Below are 4,039 nucleotides of genomic sequence, written 5' to 3'. Positions count from 1 at the left end.
GGCGCCGACCTTCACGCGGGAATAGAGGTCGGTGACGTCGTCGTTGGTCATGCGGATGCAGCCCGACGACACCGCCTGCCCGATCGTGTCCGGCTCGTTGGAGCCGTGGATGCGGTATTCGGAGCGGCCGATATACATCGCACGGGCGCCGAGGGGGTTCTCGATGCCGCCGGCCATGTAGCGCGGCAGATCGGGGCGGCGGGCCAGCATCGCGGCCGGAGGCGTCCAGCTCGGCCACTCGCGCTTGGCGGTGATCTTGTTCACGCCGCTCCAAGTGAAGCCCGGACGCCCGACGCCGACGCCGTAGCGGACGGCCTGCCCGCCCGGGAGCACGTAGTAGAGCCGCCGCTCCGACGTGGAGACGACGATCGTGCCCGGCGCGTAGCGGGTGGCGTACGGCACGACTTCGCGGGGAATGCGGGCGACCTGGGCCTGGGCGGCCTCGGCCTCACCGTAGCCCTGCCCGTAGCCCTGGGCGCGGGAGTCGCGCTGCGTGGCGTAGGGGTCGTAGACCGGCCAGCCGCCCGGCGACGACTGCTCCTGATAATAGTCGTCACCATCGGAGCCGAACGGATCGTACGGCGCGGCGGTGGCGACGTTGGTGGCGAGAACACAGACGCCGACGGCGCCGGCGAGAACAGATGCCAGGGTCTTCATCGCAAGGGCCTACCTGTGCAGTAATCTTTGCCATTACAAGCGTGACTGTGCTTGCTGGGTTCCCGCCTGTTTACGGATTTTCCACGACCCGGCCGTGCGTCGGCTCACATGAGCTTGGCCGTATCGCCGTGGTTACTCCCAAATCGCCCGCGCAGTGGGGGCCCAGGTGCGCCGCGACACACCGATTCGGCTGACCAGGGGGACGGCGGCGGGACGTGATGGCGATGGGCCTTCAGACCGAGGCGACGATCGACGGCGCGACACGGGTCAAGCGCCGCCGCGGGGGCACGACCTACACGCTCGATCTCAGTTGGACCGATGGCGGCGGTCTGAAGCGGAAGGTCGAGGAGGTCTCGGTCTCGCCGGCGCTCGCCGCCCAGCTCATCGCCGACAACCATCTCGTCGTCGATCGGATACCGATCAAGTACATCCCCGGCGAAGCCGGTTCGCCGAAGCAGGACGAGAACATCATCGTCCTCGACGACACGGCCTATCAGGAAAAGACGGACGAGGAACTCGTCTATGCCGGCGCGGGCGCGGGCGTCCTGGGCCTGGCCGGCTCCGCCCTGTTCTTCCTGCCCCGGCGGCGTCGGCGCGACGCCGTCGCGGCCTGACTTCGATCCGGCGTCTCGGCCGAACGGCGCGCGGCCGGCCTTGCGCGGGTCAGCTCACCGGGGGCGAGGGGTCGCGCGCGGCCCGCTCGGCCTCGACCAGCACGTCGAGGGCGCGCCACGGTTTCGGAATGAAGACCGCTCCCTCCGGCAGGGCCATGCCGGTCTCCGGCTCGACGCCGGAGGTCACGACCAGTCGGGTGCGGGGCCAGAGGGTGGCGATGGCACGGGCGAGCTGAAGCCCGTCCATGGCTCCCGCGAGGCGGATGTCGGCGAAGACGAGGGCGACGTCGCCGCCCCGCTCCCGCAGGACGCCCAGGGCACGCTCGGCGCTGTCGCAGCCGATCACCCGCATCTCCGTCTCTTCCAGCACGCTCTCAGCCAGTTCGCGGGTGTCGCGCTCGTCCTCGACCACGAGGGCGATGCGGGCATCCGGCCGCTCGGCTTTCTCGGTCTGGGACCGCTCGGCATGATCGACGCGCCGGACCAGGGCGGCGAGGTGATCGGGAATGCCTTCCGCCACGAGGTTGTCGTAGCAGGAGGCGAGCGCCTGTCCGATCTGATCGAGCTTCATGCCCGGCAGGAGGGGATCATCGGCGAATCCCCGCGGCGATCGATCTCGATACGAGTCGTTCAAGGCGAAACGATCCTCTCTCGCGCATCCGGGCGGCGAAGGACCTCTCGCGGAGCTCAAGGTCCGAGGCGCCGCACAGCACAACAAAGCGGGTGGGTGCCGCTCAGTTGCGTCGAACGGAGATTTTCACCGCCGCGGGGTCTGCCGCGCGGCGGGCGGCCGCACGCCTGCCCTACTGGGCCATCTCGGCATCGGCCAGGGTGACGAGGCCGGCCACGCTGCGCACGTCGCGATAGCGGTCGCCGCGGGTGCTCATCATCGCCTCGAACTTCTGGTGCACCTGGGCGACCGAGAGGCTGGCGGGCTTGCGATGGCGGCCCCGCCCGGTGGTGCCGGCGAAGAAGATCGAGCGGTTGGCCCGAGCCGGACCGGGCAGCAGGGCGGCGGCGGCGGCGGTGGGCTTGTCGACCACCTGGGACAGGAAGTTCTCGGCATCGTCCGGCCCGAGGAAGTGCGCGAGGTAGACCTCGCCCAGCGACAACTCGCGTCCGATCTTGAGGGCGATGCGCGCGGCGTCGCGCTTGAGCATCTCGCCGGCCATGACGGCCGAGAGGTAGGGGTCGCGGCGCAGGTCGAGGATGCGGGTGCGCTCGGACTGATCCTGGATCGACGGCTTGTCGTTGGAGTCCGGCACGACGAGCGCGGCCTCCTTCTCGTACCCGTATTTGGACCCGAAATCGCGCATGACGCCGAGCCAGGTGCGCTCGATGAACTGGAACAGCCCGGTGGCCGACGAGGTCTTGGCCTGGACCGCGGTGATGAAGCTCGACTCCTTGTCGGCCACCGCCATGAGCAGGACCGGATCGGTCTGGACCGCCTGGGCCGCCTTGACGATGGTCTGCACGAGGTGGCGGCGGATCTTCATCGGGCCGAATTCGAGGATGTCGTTCGGATCACCGGTCGAGGTCTGCGAGAGCAGGAAGTCGTAGGAGACGCGATCGACCGTGTTCGCGCCGAGCTCCGTGTCGAGATCGCCGATCGGATGGAAGCTCGACGAAGCCGCCAGCACGGAGGGAACCGGCGCTTCCGGCGCGAGCGCCTGGAGGCGCGGCTTCGGCATGGTCAGGTCGGAGACCTTGGTCGAGGCCTCGGCCCGGCCGAGATCGGTGCCGGCGTTGAGGAGGACCGCGCTCAGGCCTCCGGCCAGCAGGGTCATAGAGAGGATCGAGCGGACGAGCGCCGTGCGGCTGCCGTGGTCACGCCCGGTGCGGGAATTGAGGGTGATGACGTCGGAGGACGGGGCGGAACGTCCGCCCTTGCGAGAGGTGCTCGAAGCAACCTTCGTGGTCCGCGGCGATCCGATCGTACGGCCCTGCATCGTTGTCGTCGCTCACTCTTCGTGATGGCGCCAGCGGCGTATGGGCAACAGTTCGCCGCCGGATGTGGCGCAAACACGGCCGAGGTTGTGGCATCCCCAGGGCAAGCCGGGGCAATTTGCGGGCAAGCTGAGCCGTTTGGCGGGTTATCCCCGGAATTGTCCACGGGGCGAGGGGGAAGGACCGGTCAGGACGCGTCGCGACGATTGCGGAGAGACGACTTCGGGCGCCGATCTGGCCGAGAGGCAAACGGTGCCGCCCATGCCGCCGCACCGCGCTTCAACATGCATTATAGATCCATCCGTCTAAGATGTGGCCCGGAATGATCATTATCGTTCTACACCCATCGGCACGAATTATACGCAGCATCATCCCCGATTTCGACGTTCTGGCTGAATGTTAACTGAGTATATCGATCTGCAATCTACGGATATGGCCTCCATGTCGGGGTCTCACATGCCTAAGATGTCACTGAGCGTTCGAGCGTCACTCGGATGCCTTTTCGCAGCGATGCTCGTCGTCTCGATCCTGCAAGGCGCCGCGGCTTACTGGAAGATCAACAACATCTCCACAGTCACCGCCGGTCTTTTCGAGAATACCGTCCCCTCCATCAACGAAGCGCATTCCATCAATGCGCTGGTTCTGCGGACGCGGCTCTGGCAGTTTCGTTACATGACCGCGGAGGACGAGGCCGCTCGATCGCAGAGCAAGGACAAGATCATCGAGTTCGCCGGAGAACGGGACAAGAAGGTCGATGGATACCGGTCTCTGGTCTCGAGTGTTGAAGAGCAGAAGGTCTACGACGAGCTCAAAGCGAAGCT

At 67.1% G+C, this 4,039-nt stretch carries 5 protein-coding genes; 2 read left to right on the top strand and 3 right to left on the bottom strand.

Features of this window, described 5'->3' with window-relative positions; all coding sequences use genetic code 11:
- Nucleotides 1-657 (bottom strand): L,D-transpeptidase (locus tag MFF42_RS00225; RefSeq protein ID WP_238253505.1); only part of this gene is annotated, 657 nt, incomplete at its 3' end.
- A gap of 218 nt (nucleotides 658-875) precedes the next feature.
- Between MFF42_RS00225 and MFF42_RS00220 the strand changes: the two genes are divergently transcribed.
- Nucleotides 876-1,271 (top strand): hypothetical protein, encoded by a 396-nt coding sequence (locus MFF42_RS00220; protein WP_238253504.1) that lies wholly within the window; start codon nucleotides 876-878, stop codon nucleotides 1,269-1,271.
- A 49-nt stretch (nucleotides 1,272-1,320) separates the two neighbouring features.
- Here MFF42_RS00220 and MFF42_RS00215 read toward each other — a convergent pair whose 3' ends face one another.
- Both MFF42_RS00215 and MFF42_RS00210 read right to left on the bottom strand, forming a co-directional pair.
- The gene (locus MFF42_RS00215; protein ID WP_238253503.1) at nucleotides 1,321-1,842 is read right to left on the bottom strand and encodes a response regulator; all 522 of its coding nucleotides are present in this window, start codon (nucleotides 1,840-1,842) and stop codon (nucleotides 1,321-1,323) included.
- 232 nt (nucleotides 1,843-2,074) lie between these two features.
- Nucleotides 2,075-3,220 carry a transglycosylase SLT domain-containing protein gene (locus MFF42_RS00210; RefSeq protein WP_238253502.1) on the bottom strand — a complete coding sequence of 382 codons (1,146 nt, stop codon included), beginning with the start codon at nucleotides 3,218-3,220 and terminating at the stop codon, nucleotides 2,075-2,077.
- 508 nt (nucleotides 3,221-3,728) lie between these two features.
- Between MFF42_RS00210 and MFF42_RS00205 the strand changes: the two genes are divergently transcribed.
- Nucleotides 3,729-4,039, top strand: a 311-nt coding sequence (locus tag MFF42_RS00205; RefSeq protein WP_238253501.1) for an MCP four helix bundle domain-containing protein, incomplete at its 3' end; no start/stop codon positions are given.

It is taken from the genome of Methylorubrum podarium, from assembly GCF_022179745.1.
Classification (GTDB): Bacteria; Pseudomonadota; Alphaproteobacteria; order Rhizobiales; family Beijerinckiaceae; genus Methylobacterium; species Methylobacterium podarium.
This window is presented reverse-complemented; position numbering and strand designations above follow the sequence as displayed.

Excerpts from the sequence above, each read along its gene's own strand:
- MFF42_RS00220 (WP_238253504.1), top strand. The coding sequence starts at position 876 with ATGGCGATGGGCCTTCAGACCGAGGCGACGATCGACGGCGCGACACGG.
- MFF42_RS00215 (WP_238253503.1), bottom strand. The coding sequence starts at position 1,842 with ATGAAGCTCGATCAGATCGGACAGGCGCTCGCCTCCTGCTACGACAAC.
- MFF42_RS00210 (WP_238253502.1), bottom strand. The coding sequence starts at position 3,220 with ATGCAGGGCCGTACGATCGGATCGCCGCGGACCACGAAGGTTGCTTCG.